The organism is Streptomyces sp. NPDC036813, assembly GCF_055609245.1.
This window is the reverse complement of sequence record NZ_JBVJPV010000011.1, coordinates 281,045-302,723: the sequence shown is the minus strand read 5'-3', so window position 1 is coordinate 302,723 and position 21,679 is coordinate 281,045. Positions and strand designations below refer to the sequence as shown.

22 protein-coding genes are annotated in these 21,679 nt (G+C 70.6%); 10 read left to right on the top strand and 12 right to left on the bottom strand.

Annotated elements, in window-relative coordinates; translation table 11 throughout:
* Positions 1–118: 118 nt before the first annotated feature.
* The gene (locus tag ACZ67Q_RS23975; RefSeq protein WP_471185483.1) at positions 119–667 is read right to left on the bottom strand and encodes a cysteine hydrolase family protein; all 549 of its coding nucleotides are present in this window, start codon (positions 665–667) and stop codon (positions 119–121) included.
* 83 nt (positions 668–750) lie between these two features.
* On the opposite strand from ACZ67Q_RS23975, the gene ACZ67Q_RS23970 reads away from it, so the two are divergent.
* A complete protein-coding gene (locus tag ACZ67Q_RS23970) occupies positions 751–1,314 on the top strand; it encodes a GNAT family N-acetyltransferase (RefSeq protein ID WP_471185480.1) in 564 nt (187 codons plus the stop codon).
* Between the two features lie 8 nt (positions 1,315–1,322).
* Here the strand turns inward: ACZ67Q_RS23970 and ACZ67Q_RS23965 are convergent, their stop codons facing one another.
* From ACZ67Q_RS23965 to ACZ67Q_RS23935, 7 genes are all read right to left on the bottom strand, one after another.
* Positions 1,323–2,792, bottom strand: a complete 1,470-nt coding sequence (locus ACZ67Q_RS23965) for a type IV secretory system conjugative DNA transfer family protein (protein ID WP_471185478.1) — start codon at positions 2,790–2,792, stop codon at positions 1,323–1,325.
* Positions 2,793–2,812: 20 nt separating this feature from the next.
* Positions 2,813–4,228 (bottom strand): ATP-binding protein, encoded by a 1,416-nt coding sequence (locus tag ACZ67Q_RS23960; protein WP_471185476.1) that lies wholly within the window; start codon positions 4,226–4,228, stop codon positions 2,813–2,815.
* Between the two features lie 14 nt (positions 4,229–4,242).
* The gene (locus ACZ67Q_RS23955) at positions 4,243–5,799 is read right to left on the bottom strand and encodes an SCO6880 family protein (protein WP_471185473.1); all 1,557 of its coding nucleotides are present in this window, start codon (positions 5,797–5,799) and stop codon (positions 4,243–4,245) included.
* Complete coding sequence (locus tag ACZ67Q_RS23950; protein ID WP_471185471.1) at positions 5,796–7,139, bottom strand: hypothetical protein; 1,344 nt, start codon at positions 7,137–7,139, stop codon at positions 5,796–5,798. Before ACZ67Q_RS23950 ends, ACZ67Q_RS23955 begins: the two co-directional genes overlap by 4 nt.
* Positions 7,129–7,968 (bottom strand): hypothetical protein, encoded by an 840-nt coding sequence (locus tag ACZ67Q_RS23945; RefSeq protein ID WP_471185468.1) that lies wholly within the window; start codon positions 7,966–7,968, stop codon positions 7,129–7,131. Before ACZ67Q_RS23945 ends, ACZ67Q_RS23950 begins: the two co-directional genes overlap by 11 nt.
* A 181-nt stretch (positions 7,969–8,149) precedes the next feature.
* A complete protein-coding gene (locus tag ACZ67Q_RS23940; protein ID WP_014673544.1) occupies positions 8,150–8,458 on the bottom strand; it encodes a hypothetical protein in 309 nt (102 codons plus the stop codon).
* A gap of 360 nt (positions 8,459–8,818) precedes the next feature.
* On the bottom strand, positions 8,819–9,421 hold the full coding sequence (locus ACZ67Q_RS23935) for a TetR/AcrR family transcriptional regulator (protein WP_471185466.1): 603 nt from the start codon (positions 9,419–9,421) through the stop codon (positions 8,819–8,821).
* A 95-nt stretch (positions 9,422–9,516) separates the two neighbouring features.
* On the opposite strand from ACZ67Q_RS23935, the gene ACZ67Q_RS23930 reads away from it, so the two are divergent.
* The 5 genes from ACZ67Q_RS23930 to ACZ67Q_RS23910 all read left to right on the top strand — a co-directional run bounded on the left by ACZ67Q_RS23930 (position 9,517) and on the right by ACZ67Q_RS23910 (position 15,316).
* Positions 9,517–10,428 carry an oxidoreductase gene (locus ACZ67Q_RS23930; RefSeq protein WP_471185464.1) on the top strand — a complete coding sequence of 304 codons (912 nt, stop codon included), beginning with the start codon at positions 9,517–9,519 and terminating at the stop codon, positions 10,426–10,428.
* Positions 10,429–10,733: 305 nt separating this feature from the next.
* Complete coding sequence (locus ACZ67Q_RS23925; RefSeq protein WP_471185461.1) at positions 10,734–11,513, top strand: trypsin-like serine peptidase; 780 nt, start codon at positions 10,734–10,736, stop codon at positions 11,511–11,513.
* Positions 11,514–11,591: 78 nt separating this feature from the next.
* On the top strand, positions 11,592–13,343 hold the full coding sequence (locus tag ACZ67Q_RS23920) for a serine/threonine-protein kinase (RefSeq protein WP_471185459.1): 1,752 nt from the start codon (positions 11,592–11,594) through the stop codon (positions 13,341–13,343).
* A gap of 36 nt (positions 13,344–13,379) precedes the next feature.
* Positions 13,380–14,387, top strand: coding sequence for a C40 family peptidase (locus tag ACZ67Q_RS23915; RefSeq protein ID WP_471185457.1), 1,008 nt, complete (start codon positions 13,380–13,382; stop codon positions 14,385–14,387).
* Positions 14,388–14,608: 221 nt separating this feature from the next.
* Positions 14,609–15,316 carry a phosphatase PAP2 family protein gene (locus ACZ67Q_RS23910; RefSeq protein WP_471185454.1) on the top strand — a complete coding sequence of 236 codons (708 nt, stop codon included), beginning with the start codon at positions 14,609–14,611 and terminating at the stop codon, positions 15,314–15,316.
* Positions 15,317–15,324: 8 nt separating this feature from the next.
* On the opposite strand, the gene ACZ67Q_RS23905 is transcribed toward ACZ67Q_RS23910, so the two are convergent.
* Positions 15,325–16,869: an FAD-binding oxidoreductase gene (locus tag ACZ67Q_RS23905; protein ID WP_471185452.1), complete on the bottom strand. Its 1,545-nt coding sequence runs from the start codon at positions 16,867–16,869 to the stop codon at positions 15,325–15,327.
* Between the two features lie 79 nt (positions 16,870–16,948).
* Positions 16,949–17,116, bottom strand: a complete 168-nt coding sequence (locus ACZ67Q_RS23900; RefSeq protein ID WP_471185450.1) for a hypothetical protein — start codon at positions 17,114–17,116, stop codon at positions 16,949–16,951.
* A gap of 143 nt (positions 17,117–17,259) precedes the next feature.
* On the opposite strand from ACZ67Q_RS23900, the gene ACZ67Q_RS23895 reads away from it, so the two are divergent.
* Both ACZ67Q_RS23895 and ACZ67Q_RS23890 read left to right on the top strand, forming a co-directional pair.
* Entirely contained in the window at positions 17,260–18,108 is an 849-nt protein-coding gene (locus ACZ67Q_RS23895) for an SCO4651 family lipoprotein (protein ID WP_471185447.1), read from the top strand.
* Positions 18,109–18,238: 130 nt separating this feature from the next.
* Positions 18,239–18,406 carry a hypothetical protein gene (locus ACZ67Q_RS23890; RefSeq protein WP_361636124.1) on the top strand — a complete coding sequence of 56 codons (168 nt, stop codon included), beginning with the start codon at positions 18,239–18,241 and terminating at the stop codon, positions 18,404–18,406.
* Positions 18,407–18,433: 27 nt separating this feature from the next.
* On the opposite strand, the gene ACZ67Q_RS23885 is transcribed toward ACZ67Q_RS23890, so the two are convergent.
* Positions 18,434–18,817, bottom strand: coding sequence for a metal-sensitive transcriptional regulator (locus ACZ67Q_RS23885; protein WP_471185516.1), 384 nt, complete (start codon positions 18,815–18,817; stop codon positions 18,434–18,436).
* 233 nt (positions 18,818–19,050) lie between these two features.
* On the opposite strand from ACZ67Q_RS23885, the gene ACZ67Q_RS23880 reads away from it, so the two are divergent.
* Together ACZ67Q_RS23880 and ACZ67Q_RS23875 are read left to right on the top strand one after the other, a co-directional pair.
* Entirely contained in the window at positions 19,051–19,671 is a 621-nt protein-coding gene (locus ACZ67Q_RS23880) for a DUF47 domain-containing protein (protein ID WP_103782764.1), read from the top strand.
* A gap of 7 nt (positions 19,672–19,678) precedes the next feature.
* The gene (locus ACZ67Q_RS23875) at positions 19,679–20,677 is read left to right on the top strand and encodes an inorganic phosphate transporter (RefSeq protein WP_366841466.1); all 999 of its coding nucleotides are present in this window, start codon (positions 19,679–19,681) and stop codon (positions 20,675–20,677) included.
* Positions 20,678–20,867: 190 nt separating this feature from the next.
* Here ACZ67Q_RS23875 and pstB read toward each other — a convergent pair whose 3' ends face one another.
* Entirely contained in the window at positions 20,868–21,644 is a 777-nt protein-coding gene (gene pstB, locus ACZ67Q_RS23870; protein ID WP_361636118.1) for a phosphate ABC transporter ATP-binding protein PstB, read from the bottom strand.
* Positions 21,645–21,679: the final 35 nt, after the last annotated feature.

Genomic DNA, 21,679 nt, shown 5'->3' with positions numbered 1-21,679 from the left:
GTACTGCAGGGGGGACCCTGTGGGAGAGTAGGACGCCGCCGAACAATTATTGGGAAAACCCCCGCATCTTCGGATGCGGGGGTTTTCTGCGTTTCCGGTCCTTGCGTTTCCGGGTCTTTCAGAAAGCCAGTTCTTCCGTGGTCGTCGTGCCGCCCTTCCGGCCGGGTGCCGCGTGCCACTTCCAATACAAGTTGGTGTGCGCGATCACCTGTTCCGGGGCCGGCGCCCCGTACTTGGTCAGATCTTCCGTGGTGTGGGCGTCGGCGACCAGAGTCGCGTCGTATCCGCGGACGATCGCGCCGTGCAGGGTCGAGCGGATACAGGCGTCCGTCTGGGCGCCCGTGACCACCAGCCGGCCCACCTTGTGCTCCGCCAGCACGGCCTCCAGGTCCGTCTCCTCGAAGGAGTCGCCGTACTTCTTGTGGACGAGCGGCTCGTCGTCGCGGCGGACCAGCTCGGGGACGTACTCCCAGCTCTTGCTGCCGTACTCCAGGTCGTCGTCGGAGTGCTGCACCCAGATGACCGGTACGGCGGCGGTGCGGGCCTTGTCCGTGACGGCGCGGATGTTCGCCACGACGGCGTCCCGGTTGTGGGTCTGGTCCACCACGCCGTTCTGGACGTCGATGATCAGCAGTGCGGTGTTGGGTCTGTCGGGCAGAGTCGTCATGGGGCATCACAGTAGGTGCCCCCACCGACAACCGGGTCCGAATATGAGGTGTGGGGCCTGCGCATGCTGGCTACCGTGACCGCATGGATTCCCTGACCAGCGATGACGTTGCCATCCGTCCCATACGTGCCGAGGAATGGCGGGCCGTGAAGGAGCTGCGGCTGGCCGCCCTGCGGGACCCACTTGCGCACCTTGCCTTTCTCGACACCTATGAGGAGGCCGTGGAGCGGTCCGACGGCTTCTGGCAGGATCGGGCGGCCGGTGGCGGCGCGGAAGGCACCGGGGTGCGCCAGTTCGTCGCCGAGGAGACCGACGGACGGTGGGTCGGGACCGTGACCGTACTGGTCGAGGAGCCCGGGACGACGGACTGGGCCGGGTTCCCCGTCGAGCGGCGGCAGGGGCATGTCGTCGGCGCCTATGTGCGGCCCGAGCACCGTGGGTCCGGGCTCACGAAGGCACTGTTCGACGCCGCGCTGGAGTGGGCGTGGGGCATCGGGGTGGAGCGGGTGCGGCTGATCGTGCACGAGGACAACAAGCGGGCCCAGGGCTTCTACCGCAAGGCCGGGTTCGTGCCGACCGGGGTGACCGTGCCGGTGGCTCAGGCGCCCGGGCAGAAGGAGCTCGAGTTCGTGCTGGAGAAGGACTGACCTTCTCCTCACACCGGCAGTTCGTCGTGCGGCCAGCGGGAGCGGGCCTGTTCGCGGGAGCGGAGCAGGGCCAGGGCCGGCAGGCCCTGATCGGCGCCGCGAGCCAGCAGCCGGGGGAACTGGGGAAGCGGGGCCACAGCGGCGATGTCGTCCAGGACGAGCGTGAATGGTGGGTCGAGCCGACCGGAGGATGACCGTTCGGCCATGCGCCGGCCGCGCTCGACCACGCTCGAGACGAGGGCCGTCAGGAAGGGCATCGCGCCCGGGTCGGTCCTGGGGTCCTCGAGGGATTCGCCGACCACATAAAGACTGCCCCCTTCGTCGACGAAGGAATCCAGGGCGAGCGCATCACTTCGGTTGGGGGTGCAGGCTTCGCGGATGTTGAGCGTGGACAGCGCGGACAGGGCGCGTGTGAGGAGTTCCTGGGCCATGTCGCGCCGCTCGGGGTGGCCGGTGAGCGCGGCTTCCAGCTCGCCCGCGGATCCGGCGGCGGCCTTCGGGCTCGTCCGGAGGATGCGGACGGCGTCCTGGATCTGGGTGCCCTGCGACCAGCGGTGGACATGGCGGAGGGTGCGGCCGTCGACGGCGGCGGCGTGCAGGTAGCTGCGCAGAAGAATTTCAGCGGTCTCGCTGACCGCCTGGTCCAGGCGGGAGGCGGGGCGGACGGGGGCGAGGAGGGCCGCGGCTCTGTCCTTCGCGGTGTGCTTGTCCTCGCAGCCGGTGGTGGGGGACCAGTGCAGCCGGGACGGGGTGTCGCAGAGGTGCGCCGGGTCGTAGAGGTGGGTGGGGCCCAGCTTGGCCCGGGCGTCCTTGGTGTCCTGCCACACGGCCGGGTTCGAGGTGACGACCAGGAGGGGGCCCTCGGCGTCCCGCACGGCCTGCACGGCGGTGAGCCGTCGGGTTTCCCGCGGGGCATAGTGGACCGGGCCCTCAGGGGCCTCCCAGCCGGTCACCGGTGTGCCGGGGGGCAGCGAGCCGCCGGGTTCGGGCCGCACCTCCACGGGCGGTAGCGGTTCCGGCTGCTCCGGTTCCGCGCGGGGGGCCGGAACCTCCCGTACGTCCGGCGGCGTCGGCGTCGCACTGGCCGGTGCCTTCGCGGCCGTGCGGCGTCCGGCCCGTCCGGCCCGCCAGCGGGCCACTGTGCCCATGACGAAGACCGTCAGGACGAACAGCACCATCAGCTGGCCGATGAACAGACCCCAGAACAGGCCGTAGCCGGAGAGTTCGCCGGCCGGGGTGTCCGGCCAGGCGCCGGGGACGTCGTGCGGCTGACCGATCAGGTGGCGCATGGCCAGCGGCGTACGGGTGAAGGTGACCGCCGTCGGCCAGGAGCCGTGGGTGAAGAGGCCGGCCAGGCCGGTCGCCGTCCAGACCAGCAGGGTCATGCCGAGCAGGAACGCGAGTATGCCGACGAGGAGGCCGTCGGGGATGCCGCCCTGGTTGTCCCGGCGGCCGTCGCGCTCGTCACCCGGTCTCATGGCTGCCCGTCCTTCCTTGCCTAGGCCACCGTCGACTCGGACGAGCCGTCCACCTCGGCCAGGTGCTCCTCCATGAACGCCGCAGCCCGTTCCTCGGCCTCCAGCTCGGCGGCGCGCAGGGCGTCGTGGTCGAGGGAGGACTCGGTCATCGCGCGGTCGGTGAAGACCAGGGGGCGTTCCGCCTCGGTGATCAGGTGTTTGACCACTTGGACGTTGCCGTTGACGTCCCAGACCGCGATGCCGGGGGTGAGCGTCGGGATGATCTCCACCGCCCAGCGGGGCAGACCGAGGACACGGCCGGTGGCGCGTGCCTCGTCGGCCTTCTGGGCGTAGATCGTGCGGGTCGAGGCCATCTTCAGGATCGCCGCCGCTTCCTTCGCGGCCGCGCCGTCGACGACGTCGGACAGGTGGTGGACGACCGCGACGAAGGACAGGCCGAGGCGGCGGCCGAACTTCAGCAGGCGCTGGAACAACTGGGCCACGAACGGGCTGTTGATGATGTGCCAGGCCTCTTCGACGAGGAAGATGCGCTTCTTGCGGTCGGGGCGGATCCAGGTGTGTTCCAGCCACACGCCGACGATCGCCATGAGGATGGGCATGGCGATGGAGTTGCGGTCGATGTGGGAGAGGTCGAAGACGATCAGCGGGGCGTCGAGATCGATGCCGACCGTGGTCGGGCCGTCGAACATGCCCCGCAGGTCACCGTCGACCAGACGGTCCAGCACCAGGGCGACGTCCAGACCCCACGCCCGGACGTCGTCTATGGCGACGTTCATCGCCTCGGCGGACTCCGGCTCGGGGTGGCGCAGCTGCTCGACGATGTCGGACAGCACGGGCTGGCGGTCGACGATCGTCTCGTTGACGTAGGAGTGGGCGACCTTGAGGGCGAAGCCGGAGCGTTCGTCCAGGCCGTGGCCCATCGCCACCTCGATGATCGTGCGCAGCAGGGCCAGCTGGCCGGTGGTGGTGATCGCCGGGTCCAGCGGGTTGAGGCGGATGCCGTGGTCGAGGGCGGCCATCGGGTCGAGCCGGATGGGCGTTATCCCCAGCTGCTGCGCGATCAGGTTCCACTCGCCGACGCCGTCCTCGCCCTGGGCGTCCAGGACGACGACCTGGCGGTCGCGGAAGCGCAACTGGCGCAGGACGTACGTCTTCTCCAGGGCCGACTTGCCGTTGCCGGACTCGCCGAGGACGAGCCAGTGCGGCGCCGGGAGCTGCTGGCCGTACAGCTGGAACGGGTCGTAGATGTAGCCCTTTCCTGAGTAGACCTCGCGGCCGATGATGACGCCGGAGTCGCCGAGGCCGGGCGCGGCGGTCGGCAGGTAGACCGCCTGGGCCTGGCCCGTGGAGGTGCGCACGGGCAGCCGGGTCGTCTCGACCTTCCCGAAGAGGAAGGACGTGAAGGCGTCGGTGAGGACGGACAGCGGATCCCGCATCGGCGAATCAGCCCCTACCTTCGGATGCCGGTGGCGAACGGAAGTGTGTTCACGAAGGCGCGGTGGTGCTCGCGGTCGCACCACTCCAGCTTCAGATACGACTTTCCTGCCGAGGCCCTTATGGTGCGCTTGTCGCGGGCGAGTGCCTCCGGGGAGCGGGACGACACGGTGATGTAGCCGACCAGGTTCACTCCGGCGGCGCCGCTGGCGAGGTCCTCGCCGCGCTGGTCGAGGCGGTTGTGGGCGGCGATGTCCCGCGGGTCGACGGTGCGGTTCATCTTGGCCGCGCGGGAGGCCTCGGCGACGTCGTTGGTCTTCTCGGTGAGCATGCGTTCGATGGCGACCTCGGTGGGTTCGAGGTCCATCGTGACGGCGACGGTCCGGATGACGTCGGGGGTGTGGACGAGCAGGGGCGCGAGGAAGTTCACGCCGACCGGGGTCATCGGCCACTCCTTGACCCACGCGGTGGCGTGGCACCAGGGCGCGCGGGTGGACGACTCGCGGGTCTTGGCCTGCAGGAAGGTGGGCTCGCGGGCGTCCAGCTCGGCGGGCCAGGCGTTGCGCTTGGTCATCGCCTGGATGTGGTCGATCGGGTGGTCCGGGTCGTACATGGAGTGGATGAGGGAGGCGAGCCGGCCCTGGCCGAGGGGTTGGCGGACCCGGATGTCCGCCTCCTGCAGGCGCGAGCAGATGTCGGTCAGCTCGCGGGCCATGACGACGGCGAGGCCGGCGTCGCGGTCGACCTTGCCGCCGTGCGCGCGGGCGGCGCGGGCCATGGCGTTGGCCTCGGCGGCCAGGTCGCGGGTGTAGTGCATGCAGGCGACGAGGTAGGCGCGGTGCTGCTCGCTGGACGTGGACACCATCGACTGAAGTTGGTCGTAGGACTGCCGCAGCCAGCGCGGCGCCTTGTCGTCGCCGCGGACGGCGACGTCCTTGGCGTGGGCGTCGGGGTCGGCGGGCAGGGTGCGGGCGAGCATCTGCAGACGGGTGACGAAGCCGTCGCCGTTGGCGACGTGCTTGAGGAGCGTGCCGAAGCGGTCGACGAGGGCTTCCTGGTCCTCGCTGTCGCGCAGGCCGACGCCGGGGCCCTCGATCTCGATGGCCGCGGTGACGGTTCTGCGGTCTGCGTGCAGGAGGACGGCGATCTCGTCGGGGCCGAAGGGGGCGGCCAGCCAGTTGATGCGGCCGATGCCGGGCGGCGGGCCGACCTCGATCTCCTTGCCGTCGAGCCGGGTGCCGGCCTCGACGGCGCCGGAGCGGTAGGTGGCGCCCTGCTTCAGGGTGCGCTTGTAGCTGCGGTTGATCTCGAACCACTTGTAGAACGTGCGTCGCTTGTACGGCACGTAGACCGCGGCCAGCGCGAGCAGCGGGAAGCCCATCAGCAGCACGATGCGCAGGGACAGGACGGGGACGAGGAGCCCGCACATCATGCCGAGGAACGCGCCGACGATGATCAGCGCGAGCTCGCCGGGTTCGCGGTTGCGTCCGACGATGGCGTTCGGCCGGGCGCGGCCGATCAGATATGTACGGCGGGGCGTGACCGGATGGGACACGTGGGACTCGGTCGTCAACGCCCTTCACCTCCCGTGCGGTTGGTACTGCTGTTGCGGGTGTTGCTGGCGTGCGGGGTGTTGACGGGGCTGCTCGCGCGGGGCGGGGGAGCGGCGGAGGGGACAGTTCCGCCGCCACCACCGGTCGAGGTGCGCGCGCTGTGCGCGGCGACGCCGCCGGAGGCGGGGTTGGCCTGGCGGGGGGTGCTGGACGCGGACCCGGCGGCCTGGCCGCCGTTGCTGTCGGCGCGGGTGCTGTGGGTCTTGATGCCCTGGGCGACGAGGCTGGCCGGGGAACTGATGACGGCGGCGGCCTTGCCTTCGGCGCCCTGCATGATGCGGTTGTTGCGGGAGTTGACGATCTCGTCGCCGAAGCCGGGGACGAAGCGGTAGATCATCGCCGAGGCGAAGATGGCGAGCAGGATGATCGCGAGTCCGGAGACGACGGCGGAGAACGCGTCGGGGCCGTCGCCGGAGGACAGTGCGCCGGCCAGTCCGAGCACGATCACGATGACCGGCTTGACGAGAATGACCGCGATCATGATGCCGGCCCAGCGGCGGACGTGGCCCCACATGTTCTTGTCGACGAGGCCGGAGTAGACGACGGTGCCGAGCAGGGCGCCGACGTAGAGCAGGGCGGCGCGGATGACGAGTTCCAGCCACAGGATGCCGGCGGCGAGGATGCTGACGAGGGAGACGACGATCAGCATGATCGGGCCGCCGCCGATGTTGTCGCCCTTCTTCAGGGCGGCGGAGAACGTGCCGAAGAACGTGTCGGCCTGGTTTCCGGTGGTCCTGGCGAGCACGTCGCTGACGCCGTCGGCCGCGGAGACGACGGTGTAGAGGATCAGCGGCGTGAAGGCGGAGGCGAGCACGGTGAGCCAGAGGAAGCCGACGGCTTCGGAGATGGCGGTGCTCAGGGGTACGCCGCGGACGGCTCGCTTGGCCACGGCCAGCAGCCACAGCAGGAGCGTGAGGATCGTCGACGCGGCGAAGACGACGGCGTACTGCTGGAGGAACTTCTGGTTCGTGAAGTCGACGGTGGCCGTCTCCTTCACGGCCGTGCTGAGCTTGTCGACGGTCCAGGACGCGGCCTCGGCACAGCCCTTGGCGAGGGAGGAGAGGGGGTCGAGGGTGGCGGAGGGGTCGGGGGAGACGGAGCGGCCGCCGCGGGCTGCGCCGTTGCCTCTTTCGCAGTAGTCCTTGGCGGGGCCGCGGATCAGGTCGCAGGGGTCGTTGCTGCCGGACGGGCTCGGCGTGGGACTTGGCGCGGCGAAGGCGTGGGTGGCCAGTAGCACCATGCTGGTCTGTACGGCGGCTGCGGCTGCCGTCAGCTTGAGGAAGCGGTGGTTAGCGCGCATAGGTGAAGCCTCCGTACTCCTGAAGGGCCTTCGTCATGTCGTCGGCGGTGGAGGCTTGCTGGTCGCGCCCGACCGGCACGGGACCGTCCTTTTGCTGGAAGTCGGTGATCTTCCAGTCGTTCGCGGTCCACTTCAGTTGGTAGGTGGTGGTGTACCAGCTCTCGGACACCGGGTTCGTGGAGGCTTCGCCGGACAGGCCGAAGAGCGAGGTGTACCAGACCTCGACTGTGGCGCTTTCGGGCGTGAACGCGGTGACCTTGGTGCCCACCGGGATGGCCCGGGACACGAAGGTCTGACCGCTGGGCGCGGTGCCGTCCTTGTTCAGACCGATGTTGGTGAGGAACTTCTCGTTGGTGTACGCGCTGTCCAGGGCCGCCTGGCGGGCCGCTGCAACGTCGGGCGCGTAGACGGTACCGACGATGTCGTGCCGTCCAGTTGCGTCGAACATGTCGGTCGACGCGAGCGCCACCGCATAGTTCGCGGCAGCGGACTGCACCCCCTGCTGATCGTGGGCGAAGCCCGTGGGGATGCCGGAGGTGTTCGTGCGGACCGGCTGCGTGCCCGTGGCCGCCGTCGGGGCCGCCTTCGGCTTGTTGCCCGCCGCTCTGTCGGACGACGCCCCGTCACCGCCGCGGTTGGCGAAGGCGATGGCCGCGATGAGGAGGACCACCACCGCGACCACCGTGACCATGCTCCGCGAGGAGGAGCGGCGGCCGGGGCGGCGCGCCCCGCCGTAGGGGTCGCCGGGGCGGTCCGGCAGCCGTGTGCGCGTCTGGCCGCTGCCGCCGTAGCCGCCGCCGGCCGCGTCGTGCTCGTCCCCGAGACTCATGCCGCGTACGCCCCCTCGACGTCGTTCAAGAACACCTCGTACCGGAACGCGTAGGAGTACGACGGTAGCCGTGCTGGTTCCCGCGCGGGCGCGGTGTGGTGACTCGACATCAGGGAAACGCAACCTCAGCCGGTGGGCACGACAGGTGAGTGGGACGGGAGGGAGGACGGGGGCGCGCCTGCTACACGGCCATGCCGTACACGATCGTGAACAGCGTGCCGAGCGAGCCGATGATGAACACCCCGGTGAGCCCGGCGATGATGAGGCCCTTGCCCTGTTCGGCGCTGAAGGTGTCCCGCAGGGCGGTGGCGCCGATACGCTGCTTGGCGGCCCCCCAGACGGCGATGCCGAGGCAGAGCAGGATGGCGACGGCCATCACCACCTCGATCATCACCTTGGCTTCGTTGCCCAGGCTGCCGAACGGGCCCCAGTCCGGAGCGATACCGCCGATGATGGTGTTGATGTCTCCCTTGTCGGCCGCAAAGAGCATGTAAGTCACCGCCCCTGTTGGGTAGTTCCGCAGTCCCCTGCGGTGTGCAGAGGTCAGGCCTCATTCTCGCCGACGATGCCGCTGTCGTATGTCGACTTGGCGTCATTCGTTGGCGGGTTTCGTACGAACACCATGCGAAGAGTCGTATGGTCACTCTGTGTATCACGGCAGGTCACGCCGGGCAATGAGGCCGGTGCGGAACCAGTGGTGTGGTTCCGTCGTTGTGCCCTCTTGTGACGTGGGCCGTTTCTGACGGCTGGTCGGGTGAGCGGTCGTGTCACTGCTGTGAGAGTGAAGGCTATCCCCGGCCGGTGGAAGGGGGCGTGCTGGGCCGTGCGCGGCGGGCGCGGTGACGCAGGGTCAGGGCCGGCGCGGGGTGAGGCCGTGCAGGAGGTGATGGACGTGGTCGTCCAGACCGTCGAGGGCCTCCTGGGCAGGGAGCGCGCAGCCGGCGACGAGGGCGGCGAGGCCGTGCAGGCTCGCGGCCATGACCATCGTGATGCGCTCGGGGTCGCCCGCGACGAGTTCGCCGCGCTGCTGCGCGTCGGCGACCAGGTGGGTGAGTGAGCCGAAGGAGCGCTCGACGGCGTCGGCGAGCTGGGCGTCCGGGTCGTGTTTGCGGGCGAACATCAGCTCGAGCAGCTCGGGGTTGTCGATGGCGAACCCGAGGTAGGCGCGGGCGAGTGAGGCGAGGCGCTGCGGCAGGGGGAGTTCGGGGGCGTCGGCGCTGTGCAGGGCCTGGATGAGCCGTTCGTAGCCGGTGAGGGCGAGGGCGTCGAGCAGGGCCTGCTTGTCCTTGAAGTGCCGGCCCGGGGCGGCGTGGCTGACGCCGATGTCGCGGGCGAGTTCCCGCAGGGAGAGCGAGCCGGCGCCCTTGTCGCGGAGGGTGCGTTCGGCGCTCTTGAGGAGGGCGGCGCGCAGGTCTCCGTGGTGGTAGGGGCGGCTTGCGGGCATGTGGGCCATCGTATCCCGATGTTGCCGGTGTCAGCTTGGGGGCGGTGGCGGTCGGGGCTTTTGTTGTCATTGACAGCATTGTTGGCGTTGTCTACATTGAGTTCATGGCTGACAGGCAGAGCAAGTGGAACGTGTCCGCGATGCCGGACCTGACCGGGCGCACGGCCGTCGTGACCGGCGCCAACAGCGGTATCGGTCTCGTGACCGCCGGTGCGCTCGCCGGGGCCGGGGCGCACGTCGTCCTCGCGGTGCGGGACGAGGGGCGGGGCCGGGCAGCGGCCGCGACCGTGCGCGGCAGCAGCGAGGTGCGCCGGCTGGACCTGGCGGACCTGGCCTCGGTGAAGGAGTTCGCGGCCGGCTGGGAGGGCCCGCTGGACCTGCTGGTCAACAACGCGGGCGTGATGATGGTGCCGCAGGGCCGGACGAAGGACGGCTTCGAGACCCAGTTCGGCACGAACCACCTGGGCCACTTCGCGCTGACCAACCTGCTGCTGCCGCACCTCACCGACCGCGTGGTGACGGTGTCCTCCGGCGCGCACCGCTGGCCCGGGGCGGCGATCCACTTCGACGACCTGAACCTGGACCGGCGCTACAACCCGCAGCGCGCCTACTCCCAGTCCAAGCTCGCCAACCTGCTCTTCACGCTGGAGCTCCAGCGCCGCCTGACCGCGGCCGGCTCCCCCCTGCGCGCCCTCGCGGCCCACCCCGGCTGGGCGGCGACCAACCTGCAGAGCCACGCCGCGAGCCCGGTGACACGGGCGCTCATGCAGGCCGGCAACCGCCTCTTCGCCCAGGACGACCGGGCCGGCGCCCTGCCGACGCTGTACGCGGCGGTGGCCGACCTGCCCGGCGCGAGCTACGTCGGCCCGGACGGCCTCGGCGAGCTGCGCGGCGCACCGGCCCTGGTGGGCCGCTCACCGGCGGCGAGCGATCCGGAGGCGGCGCGACGGCTGTGGACGGTGTCGGAGGAGCTGACGGGGGTGGCGTTCCCCGCCGCGGTCGTCAAGGACGCCTGAGCCGCTTTTCACCGGGGTGGCTCCGTTCGGGTGTCGCACTACGGCCCGGCGTCGTAGCGTGGGGCTGCCGCGCCGGGCGGGCGCCGGAGGCGTACGGGGCCGCTCGCGGGGCAAGCGGTGCGGTGTCGGTGCGGTGTCGTGCGGTGAAGGACGGAGGCAGCCCTGTCATGGCCGTTGTCGTGGTGAGATGTGTGCGCGGTGTCCTGGTCGATTCGCCCGAAGCGCCGCGGTTTCCGCGACGCGGCCGGCCGCCGATGCAGCGCGTCTGACGATTTTCTCACCTTCGTCCGTCACAGTGGTCGCCGATGAAGCGCTCCTCACGCTCCGTGGGCCCTCGCAGACGCGCGCTCTTCTGTGTGCTCGTACTGCTGGCCGGTGCCTCGTGTTCCGGGGCCGCCGCGCGCGCCTGGCCCCGGCCGCTCGGCGTGACCGTGCGGGCCGCGCCCACTCCGCCGAGCGCCCGGATCGGGGCGCTCTTCCACGCCGGCGCGGCCGACTGGGAAGGTGAGCACTTCTGCACCGCCTCCGTGGTGCACAGCCCGCACCGCGACCTCATCGTGACCGCGGCGCACTGTCTGAGCGGTGACGGCAGTGAGGACGAGGACGATCTGGTGTTCGTGCCGGGCTACCGGTACGGCAAGGCGCCCTACGGGGCGTGGCCGGTGCAGCGGATGATGCTGCCGGACGGGTGGCAGGCGGGACGCAGCGAGGACAGCGACGTGGCCTTCGCGGTGCTCGCGCCGCGCGGCGGCAAGACCGTGGAGGACGTGGTCGGCGCGAACCGGTTCGTCACCGGTACGACGACCGGGGCGAGCACGGTGACGGTCACCGGGTACCCCGACGACCAGGAGGCGCCGGTGGTGTGCACCAACAAACCGGTGCGGCACAGCCCCACGCAGCAGCGCATCAACTGCCCCGGGTTCAGCAGCGGCACGAGCGGCAGCCCGTGGCTCGACCGGCTCGGGCGGGTCGTGGGCGTCCTCGGCGGCCACGAGGACGGCGGCGACACGGACGACGTGTCCTACAGCGTGGTGCTGGGTGCGGAGGCGGCGGAGGCGTACCGGGATGCGGCGGGTGTTCCCTGAACCGCCGTGTCCTGGCCCGGCCCTGAGTGACCGTCACGGACACATGCGCACGAATGATCTTTGTGGCAAGGTCGGTCCGTGCACGCACTCAAGGCTCAGGATCCGGCGCACATAGGCGCGTACACGCTGCTCGCGCGGCTCGGTGCGGGTGGGATGGGGCAGGTCTACCTCGGGCGGTCGCCCGGGGGCCGGCTGGTGGCGATCAAGGTGATCCGCGACGAGATCACCGACCACCCGGAAGCGCTCGCCCGTTTCCGCCGCGAGGTGGAGACCGTCCGCGCCGTGCGCAGCGCGTACACGGCGAACCTGATCGACGCGTCGCTGGACACGTCGCCGCTGTGGCTGGCGACGGAGTATGTCGCGGGGCCGACGCTGGCCCAGGCGGTGGCCACGCACGGCCCGGTGCCGGTCGGCAGTGCGCCGCGGCTGCTCGCGGCGCTGGCCGAGGCGCTGGCGAGCGTGCACGCGTACGGGGTGACGCACCGCGACCTGAAACCGCAGAACGTGATCCTCTCCCCGCAGGGCCCGCTGCTCATCGACTTCGGCATCGCGCGGGGCGCGGCCGACACGGCGCTCACCCAGACCGGTCTGACCCCGGGCACGCCCGGGTACACCGCGCCGGAGGTGCTGACGCACGACCGGGTCGGCGCGGAGGCGGACGTCTTCGCGCTCGGCGCCACGGTCGCCCACGCGGTGACCGGGCGGGCCCCCTTCGGCGGCGGCGCCGGACACGCCGTCTCCTACCGTGTCGTGCACGAGGACATCGACCTCGCGGGGGTGGATCCGGCCCTGGCCGCGCTCATCGAGGAGTGCGTCGCCAAGGACCCGGCCCGGCGTCCCGGCCTGGACGAGGTCATCGCGCGCTGCGCGGTCAGCTCCGCGCTCACCGAGGACCCCTACTACGCGCGGCTCGCCGGGCAGGGTGAGGCAGCCCCGCGGGACCTTTCCGCCGCCGTGGCGGCCGGGCTGGTGCCGCCGGGGCACGGGGCGGTCCCGGTCGCGTCCCAGCCGACCGCGGGTCCGGGCTACACGCCGACCGCGCTCCCCGCCTATCTCCCCACCCTCGGCCCCGCCGCCCCCACGGCCGCACCGCCGGGGCCGCGCCCCCGCCGGCGTACCGCTTGGATCGTCACCCTTGCCGTCGCCGTGGTGGTCGGGTCGGGGACCGCGGTGGCGCTGCGGACCCTGGGAGGGCGGCAAGAGCAGCAGGCGCAGGGGGCGGGCGGCGGCGGGTCCTCGCCGTCCGCGAGTCCCGTCGCGCAGACGAAGCCGCCCGCGTACATCGAGAACAACCGCGTCTCGCACGACTACTGGCATCTGTCCGACAAACCGGACGAGGCCGCGCACGGCATCGGCACGTGCGGGCTCATCGGCGCGGCCAGTCCGCCCTACATCCTCCAGACGGACGTGGACGACGCCGACGATCCGCAGTCCGCCACCGTCCGGACGAAGGCGAAGATCTCCTTCCGCTTCAAGGAGACGAGCTGGCTCAGCACCTTGCCCGCCCCCTACTACGTCTCCGTCGGCGTGAAACCGCCCCACGAGATCGATTCCGAGACGGGCAAACCGTTCGAGGGCCTGCTCATGGAGAGCAAGAACATCGGATACACGAGCAAGCCGCTGGACATCTACCGGACCACCCGCGACGGCGACTTCATCGAGCTGACCTACCCCGACGACTTCCAGAGCCACTTCCAGGGCAAGGCCGAGAACGCCATCCCGGTCACGAACGACCCCGGTGACTGGACCGTGGTGCTGTATCACGTCAAAAGCAGCCCCACCGACTACGAGAGCTTCGGTTGCACCGGATTCCGGGTGGGAAGCTCCTAAACTGGCGCGGGCGGACTCCCGGTCGGTGAGGGGCGGTTGACGGTGCGTAAGGCGTGGCTCTGGGCGGGTGGCGCCGCCGCGGCAGGAGTGAGCTTCGTGCTGCTGCTCGTCGTCGGGGTGTACGTGATCGCCGGCAACCTCATGAACGGCGTCGGCGGAGCCGGCCGGGCGCTGGCCAAGGGTGCCGTGCCCGCCGCCTACCAGGCGCTCGTGCAGAAGTGGGGCAACCTGTGCCCCGCGCTCAACCCGGCGCTGCTCGCCGCCCAGCTCTACCAGGAGAGCGGGTTCAACCCCGCCGCCAGAAGCCCGGCGAAGGCGCTGGGGATAGCGCAGTTCATCCCCGGCACCTGGGCGACGCACGGCATCGACGGGGACGGCGACGGCGACCGCGACATCTGGGACCCGAATGACGCGATTCCATCGGCCGCGTCCTACGACTGCGAACTCTCCAAGGACGTCAAGAGTGTCCCCGGCAACGCCACGCACAACATGCTCGCCGCCTACAACGCGGGCGCGTACGCGGTCATCAGGTACGGGGGTGTGCCGCCGTACAAGGAGACCCAGAACTACGTGAAGACGATCACCACGCTGGAGGACAGCTTCGCCGCGCCCGTCAGCCGGATCGACCCCTCCAAACAAGCCGCCGGAGCCATCTACTTCGCGCAGAAGAAGCTCGGGACGCCCTATCTGTGGGGTGGGGAGGGTACGCCTGAGCAGGGCGGACGGTTCGACTGTTCGGGGCTGACGCAGGCCGCCTACCAGAGCGTGGGCATCACGCTGCCGCGTGTCGCCAACGACCAGTACAACGCGGGGCCGCACCCCAAGCGGGACGAACTGCTGCCCGGGGACCTGGTGTTCTTCTCCCACGATCCGGCCGACTCGCGGGCCATCCACCACGTCGGCATCTACGTCGGCGGCGGGTACATGATCGACGCGCCGCGCACGGGAGCCGTCATCCGGTTCGACCCGATCGACACGGGTGACTACTTCGGGGCCACCCGGGTCACCGAAGATGGCGCGAAAGCGCTCCCCACCGCTGTGTGAACCCTCCGTGAACCCACCCCCTGAGCTGCGGCGACGAGTCTCTCTTCGATAACGTCTGCGTGATCATTCGGTGGAGGGTGGAACGTATCAACGGGGGCCGTGCGTTCCTGTTGACGTAGTCGAGCGCACGTCTGACGTAAGCGGGTCTACACACCACGGGGGTGGGCAGCAGCGGCGCACGCGAGGTGCGCCCGGGACAACGACGAAGGGGCCGCAGCACGATGGCTGGACTCGCCGAATCCGGGTCGAACCCCGACGTCGACCTCCTCTACGACATCAACGGCCTGGCCAAGGACGCCCCGCACTGGTTCGACCGGGCCATGGAGTTCGTCGGCGAGTACGGGCTGCTGCTCGCCATGGTCCTGCTGGTGCTGTGGTGCTGGTGGACCGTGCGGCGCCGGGGCGGGGAGGACGCCGCCTCCTCGGTCGCCGGGCTGGTGTGGGCGCCGCTGGCGGCCGGCATCGCCGTCCTCGTCAACGTCCCGATCCGCGGCTTCGTGCAGCGGCCGCGGCCCTTCAACGACCACCAGGGCCTGGACGTCCTCGTCTCCGGCAAGAACGACTTCTCCTTCGTCAGCGACCACGCCACGCTCACCATGGCCATGGGCGTCGCCCTGTTCGTCGCCAACCGCCGCTTCGGGCTGGTCGGGATCGGACTCGCCCTCCTCGAGGGCTTCTGCCGCGTCTACATGGGCGTGCACTACCCGACCGACGTCATCGGCGGCTTCGCCCTCGGTACGGCCGTGGCGCTGCTGCTGTCACCGCTTGCCACCGCACTGCTGACGCCGCTGGCGAAGGCCGTGGAGCGGTCGAGGGCCGGCTGGCTGATCCGCTCCCGGCGGCACCAGGCCGACGGGCAGGGGGCGCTGATCCCGAACGCGCGGTCCGAGCACCCGGCCGGCAGCGAGGAACGGGACCTGGCCGCCTGAAGCCCCCGCTACAGGGCCTGCGGGAAGGTGAAGAAGCGGTTCGGGTCGTACGTCTTCTTCACCTGTGCCAGACGGGCCGCCGCGTCGCCGTAGTAGGCGGTGCGCCAGTTCTTCAGCGTCGCATCGGTGTAGTTCTGGTACGCCGCCCCCGAGGCGTACGGCCGCATCGCGCCGTGGGCGGACGCCAGCCAGGACTGGGACGCCGTACCGGGGGTGCCCGCTCGCCAGGCCGCGATGTACTGGGCCAGCATGCGCGAGCGGCGGTGCACGAAGGCCGTCGCCGTGGGGGAGACACGGTTGACCGCCCCGCCGAGCGCGGTCAGCGCGAAGCTGCCGGTGCCGCCGCGCACCGACCTGATCTGCGCGAGCAGGGTCTGGATGCCGGCCGGTGACAGCGACCGGTCGAAGAAGTCCGAGCGGGCCGCGTACGTCTCGCGGTGCAGCAGGCCCTGCGGGGAACGGCCCGGTGTCGCGCCCGGCAGATGGCACTGCGCGTCGGCGGAGAAGGCCGAGCAGCCGGCGTAGATGTCCATCGCCTCCTCGTAGGAGCGGCGGCGCAGGGAGACGCTGAGGGCGTTGGCCCCGGCGCTGTGCGCGAGGCGGTCGACGGCGTTCTTCAGCTCTCCGTAGGTGCCCAGGGAGAAGGCGGAGACGGTGACGGTGGGAGTGCCGCCGGCGGTGTTCGCCAGGTGCAGCGACGACCAGATCTCGTCGGGCTGGGAGGGGCCCCACTCCTGCCATGCCTTCACCACCGCGGCCGCCTTCGCCCACGGCCAGCTCAGGTACGCGGTGACGGCCTGCGGGGCGGGGTGGGTGCGGAAGTGCAGCTCGGTGACGACGCCGAAGTTGCCGTTGCCCGCGCCGCGCAGGGCCCAGAACAGCTCGGGGTGGTGCGTGGCGTCAGCGGTGAGCTGCCGGCCGTCGGCGGTGACGAGGGTGGCGGCGGTGAGGCTGTCGCAGGTCAGGCCGTAGGCGCGGGAGACCACGCCGTGGCCGCCGCCGAGGGTGAGGCCGGAGACGCCGACGGTGGGGCAGGAGCCGGCGGGTATCGTCGCGCCCTTCGCGGCCAGGGCGCGGTAGACGTCGATCAGCTTGGCGCCGGCGCCGACCACGGCCGTGGTGCCGGAGGCGCGGACCCGGTTGAGCTTGGAGACGTCGAGGATCAGGCGGTTGTCACCCGAGGACCAGCCGGCGTAGGAGTGGCCGCCGTTGCGGATCGCGACGCTGAGGTGGTGGGCGCGGGCGTAGGCGAGCGTGGTGCGGATGTCGTCGGCGTGTGCCACGTAGGCGACGGCGGTGGGCTTCAGGGCGTCGAAGCGGGTGTTGTACAGCTGGCGGGCGGCCGCCCAGGCGGCGTCGCCGGGGCGGACGAGGGTGCCGTCGAGGTCCCGGGCGAGGGCGGCGAGGCCCGCGGGGGCAACGGCGGAGGCGGCCTTCAGCGGGGGGCCGGAGGACTGGGCTGCCGCCTGCACTCCGGTCCCGCCGGTGCAGGCGGCCGTGGTCACCGTGGTGACCGCGGCCGCGGTCCCGCCGAGGAAGGTGCGCCGGTCCATGTGTGGGTCTCCGTCCCGTGGGGGTTCCTGTGGGTGGGGACGGGGTGGGGGCGCGCCGGGTTCCCTCGTGTCCGTGCGGTCACGGCGCGTTCGCGTGGGTCTCCGCGTCGGTTCTGGCCTGGCTCCGTGCGCGGCGCGCCGGGCCTCGCCAGCCGCAGGTGCAGCGGGCCAGGCAGAAGCGGCCTTGTTCGACGGTGGTCGTGAGGTGTTCCTGGCGGGTTGCCGGAAGACCGTCCTGCTGGGTCACGTGTCCACGGTAGCGGGGGATGGTTAACGGGTCGTCAGCCGGTCACGGCCTCCGCTCCCCGGCCGTGACGGCCGCACCTACCGGTCGTTAACCGGAACGACAGGCGGCCCGTGACGGACGTACCGGCTGGGGGTAGGCAGGCGATGGCACAGCGGCGGCAGCGCTGGCGGCGTTCAGGCGGGGCACTCGCCACGGCCGGGGTCATGGTGTGCGTGTGCGCCGGTGCCGCCGGGTGCTCCGGCAGCGGGGCCGCGGCCGAGGACGCACGGGGCGTGGACGACGCCGTCGGGCTGCTCAGGAAGGCCCCGGACCGGCTGGAGGCCGCCGGGAGTTCGAAGGCGCGCACCGCGATGGAGATGGCGACCGGCGGTACCCGTGTGACGATCCGCGGGGAGGGCGTCTACGACTTCCGGCACCGGCTCGGGGAGTTGCGGGTGGTGCTGCCGCAGGACCCGGCGGGCAGCAGTGAGCACCGGCCCATCACGGAACTGCTCGCTCCGGGGGCGCTGTTCATGAAGAACCGGGGCGCCGGGGTGCCCGCCGACAAGTGGGTGCGGGTCGAGAGCGCGTCGGTCTCCGACGGCAACCTCGTCACCGGCGGCGCGACCGACCCGTTCGCCGCCGCCGAGGTGCTGCGCGGCACGCGCACCGCGACCTACCTGGGGCGCACCGAGGTCGCGGGGACGCCGGTGCGGCACTACCGCGGCACCGCCGACCTCGCCGCGGCCGCGCGCGGCGCCTCCGTCCCGGCCGACCGGGACGCGCTGCGCGCCGCGGCGAAAGGGTTCGCCACCGCGCTGGTGCCGTTCGACGTCTATCTCGACGACGCCGGCCGCATCCGCAAGATCCGGCACCGGTTCAGCTTCGTCAACGGGCAGAAGAAGGACGCCGTGGCGGTCGCCTCGACGACGCTGCTGTACGACTTCGGCACCCCCGTCGCCGTACGGCTGCCGAGGAGTGCGGACATCTACGACGGGCGGATCGCCGAGTAGCCGTCGGGCCGTCGAGGGGACGTCGGGCGGATCGCCGAGGGGATGAGGACTAGCCCTTCCGTGCCATGCGCGGGCTGTGGGCCGCTCCCTACTCTAGGAAGCCGGTGACGGCAGAGATGAGGTGAGGCTCGTGGCTCCGCTCGGCGGTACGGCGGTTCAGGACCATGTGGCGCTCGCCGAGATAGAGCTGTGCTGCGAGCTGATCATTGCCGCCTCGGCCGCCCGGGAGCGGCTCAGCATGGAGAGCATCGACGAGGTGCTGCGCGTGGCCGAGGAGCGGGACGCCCGCGAGGGGTGACCGGGTCGGTGCCGCACCGGCGCCGCCTCAGGTGCGGAGCATGCGGGCGATGGCCTGCGTGGCCTCCTTCACCTTCGCCTCGATCTCGTCGCCGCCCTTGACGGCCGCGTCGGCGACGCAGTGCCGCAGGTGCTCCTCCAGCAGTTGCAGTGCGAAGGACTGCAGGGCCTTGGTGGAAGCCGACACCTGGGTGAGTATGTCGATGCAGTACACGTCCTCGTCGACCAGGCGCTGCAGGCCGCGGATCTGGCCCTCGATGCGGCGCAGGCGTTTGAGGTGCTCGGCCTTCTGGTGGTGGTAGCCGTGCACGCCGTGATCGTGGTCGGTCACCACGTCCGGCGCGGCGCCCGCGCCTGTGGTCTCCGTCTCCGTTGCAGAGGGCGCACCAGCGCCGGCCTCGGTGGTCGTCATCGCGTCCTCCCAGTGTGCTGCCATGTGTGCCGACCCGTGTCCAGATTACGGCTATATACCCCTGGTGGGTATATGGTACCGAAGTTTGCCGGGTAGAAGGGGAAGCGGCCGCCGAAGCCCCCGTGCCGATCAGTCTCCTTGATGGGCGACACTGGGGGGCGGCCCGTTAGCCGTGGCCGGATGATGCGCCTAGCATCAGCCTGACCGAAACCGATGCATCCCGAGGACCCCACGTGCGCTTTCGTCTGACCCCCAGGGAGACGAGCTTCTACGACATGTTCGCCGCGTCCGCGGACAACATCGTCACCGGCTCGAAACTCCTGATGGAACTGCTCGGGGCGGACGCTTCCGCCCGGGCCGAGATCGCAGAGCGTATGCGGGCCGCGGAACACGCGGGCGACGACGCCACGCACGCGATCTTCCACCAGCTGAACTCCTCGTTCATCACGCCGTTCGACCGCGAGGACATCTACTCCCTCGCCTCCTCCCTCGACGACATCATGGACTTCATGGAGGAGGCCGTCGACCTGGTCGTCCTCTACAACGTCGAGGAACTCCCCAAGGGTGTCGAACAGCAGATCGAGGTGCTGGCGCGGGCGGCCGAGCTCACCGCCGAGGCCATGCCGAATCTGCGGACGATGCAGAACCTGACTGAGTACTGGATCGAGGTCAACCGCCTCGAGAACCAGGCCGACCAGATCCACCGCAAGCTGCTTGCCCATCTCTTCAACGGCAAGTACGACGCGATCGAGGTGCTCAAGCTCAAGCAGATCGTGGATGTGCTGGAGGAGGCGGCGGACGCCTTCGAGCACGTGGCGAACACGGTGGAGACCATCGCCGTCAAGGAGTCCTGACCCCTTCATGGACACCTTCGCTCTGGTCGTGACCATCGCGGTCGCGCTCTTCTTCACGTACACCAACGGCTTCCACGACTCCGCCAACGCGATCGCCACCTCGGTCTCCACCCGCGCGCTCACCCCGCGGGCGGCCCTGGCGATGGCCGCGGTGATGAACCTCGCGGGCGCCTTCCTGGGGTCGGGCGTCGCCAAGACCGTCAGTGAGGGTCTGATCGAGACGCCGAGCGGCTCGACCGGAATGGCCATCCTCTTCTCGGCGCTGGTCGGCGCGATCGTCTGGAACCTGGTCACCTGGTACTACGGCCTGCCGTCCTCCTCGTCCCACGCGCTGTTCGGCGGCATGGTGGGCGCGGCGCTGGCGGGCGGCACCGAGGTGCTGTGGAATGGCGTCCTGGACAAGATCGTCATCCCGATGTTCCTGTCCCCGGTCGTCGGTCTGATCGTCGGCTACCTGGTCATGACGGCGATCATGTGGCTGTTCCGCCGGTCCAACCCGCACAAGGCCAAGCGGGGCTTCCGCATCGCCCAGACCGTCTCGGCCGCCGGCATGGCCCTCGGCCACGGTCTTCAGGACGCCCAGAAGACGATGGGTGTCGTCGTCCTGGCCCTGGTCATTTCCGGCCACGAGACGTTCGGCGACCCGATCCCGGTGTGGGTCAAGCTCGTCTGCGCCGTGATGCTGTCTCTGGGCACGTACGCCGGTGGCTGGCGGATCATGCGCACCCTGGGCCGCAAGATCATCGAGCTGGACCCGCCGCAGGGGTTCGCGGCGGAGGCGACCGGCGCGTCGATCATGTTCACCACCGCCTTCATCTTCAAGGCGCCGATCTCCACGACCCATGTCATCACCTCGGCGATCATGGGTGTGGGCGCCACGAAGCGGGTGAACGCCGTGCGCTGGGGCGTCGCCAAGAACATCGTGCTCGGCTGGTTCATCACGATGCCGGCGGCGGGGCTCGTCGCGGCCGCGGTGTTCTACGTCGTGAAGTTGGTCGCCCTGTAGCGACGCCGGCCGGCGCCAGGCGCCGTGCACACCAACGGGCCCGCCCCCCGGGAGCCAGGGGGCGGGCCCTTTTGGTGCCTCGCGGTGGCACCGCCATGCAGCACCGCGAGGGGTTCGGGCGGCTGCCCGGCGCGGTGCCGGTCAGTCGCGGGCGGCTGCTCGGCGCGGGGCCGACCAGTCGCGGGGCGGCTCAGCCGAAGCGGCCGGAGATGTAGTCCTCGGTCGCCTGCACCGACGGGTTGGAGAAGATGCGCTCCGTGTCGTCGATCTCGATCAGCCGGCCGGGCTGGCCGACCGCCGCCAGGTTGAAGAAGGCCGTGCGGTCCGAGACACGGGCGGCCTGCTGCATGTTGTGCGTCACGATGACGATCGTGAAGCGCTCCTTGAGCTCGCCGATCAGGTCCTCGATGGCGAGGGTGGAGATCGGGTCCAAGGCCGAGCACGGCTCGTCCATCAGCAGCACCTTCGGCTCGACCGCGATCGCGCGGGCGATGCACAGACGCTGCTGCTGACCGCCGGACAGGCCGGAGCCGGGCTTGTTCAGGCGGTCCTTGACCTCGTTCCAGAGGTTCGCGCCCTTGAGCGACTTCTCGACGACGTCGTTCAGCTCGCTCTTCTTGTAGTTGCCGTTCAGGCGCAGACCCGCCGCCACGTTGTCGAAGATCGACATGGTCGGGAAGGGGTTCGGGCGCTGGAAGACCATGCCGACCTCGCGGCGCACCGCGACCGGGTCGACCCCGGTGCCGTACAGGTCCTCGTCGTCCAGCATCACCTTGCCCTCGACGCGGCCGCCGGGGGTGACCTCGTGCATACGGTTCAGGGTGCGCAGGAACGTCGACTTGCCGCAGCCCGAGGGGCCGATGAACGCGGTCACCGAGCGGGGCTCGATGGTCATCGAGATGTCCTCGATCGCGCGGTGGGAGCCGTAGTAGGCGGACAGTCCGCTGACGTCGATTCGCTTGGCCATGATTACGTCACTTCTCTTCTTCGGTCGCTGTGTGG